General features: G+C 59.9%; 1 protein-coding gene. It reads right to left on the bottom strand.

From position 1 onward, the window contains the following. Positions 1-452: DUF4400 domain-containing protein (locus tag ACGTN6_RS20885; protein WP_394595018.1), on the bottom strand; the 452-nt coding region annotated here is incomplete at its 3' end. Between the last annotated feature and the right edge of the window lie 157 nt (positions 453-609).

The following is a 609-nucleotide window of genomic DNA, read 5'->3' as shown; positions in this document are numbered from 1 at the left end:
AGGAAGAACAATGGTGAGGTCAGCGCAAGGATGACGCACCGAGTGAGCGTCATCAGGACGACATACATCGCGGCCTGGGTATAGGTGTGAATTATTCCCGGGATACCTCCCTGGCCTGCGTTGTCTGCTAGCCATCCCGCTATCCCTGTCTTCACGAACAGCCAATCATTGACCGTGGTAAGCGCCCAGGTCGCGGCCTGCACAGGATCCGAGACAAGCAGCGAGCGGGTGTAGCGGGTATCCAGCCATCCCATCTCATTCTCCATGGTCACCCGCGCATGCTCGGCTCCCGGCAGGTGCCACCACTCGAACGCAATTCCCAACCACTCGATCACGACGGAACAGATCAGCGATACCAGCACCACAATCGCGATGCGCAGGGGAATCCCGACCAGGTTTCCGAAGATCCCGGGACGTCGTTTCTGTGTGCGCTCTGCAGAATCAACAGCCATTGCTTTCTACCCCTTCAATCCCAGCCCCAGTCTTGGGGGCCTGGAGAGGTCACCCCCTTCCCGGATTCACCACTTTCCGGCGCAGGCGCCTCATAGCTAGCCTTCGGTGTTGCTCCCGCTCCCATGAGTTCGGGATCAACGCTTACCGGCGGGGGCG

This window comes from Halomonas sp. B23F22_20, from assembly GCF_043496985.1.
In the GTDB taxonomy this organism is placed as follows: domain Bacteria; phylum Pseudomonadota; class Gammaproteobacteria; order Pseudomonadales; family Halomonadaceae; genus Halomonas.
The sequence above is the reverse complement of the archived record's forward strand: the minus strand, read 5'-3'. Positions and strand labels throughout refer to the sequence as shown.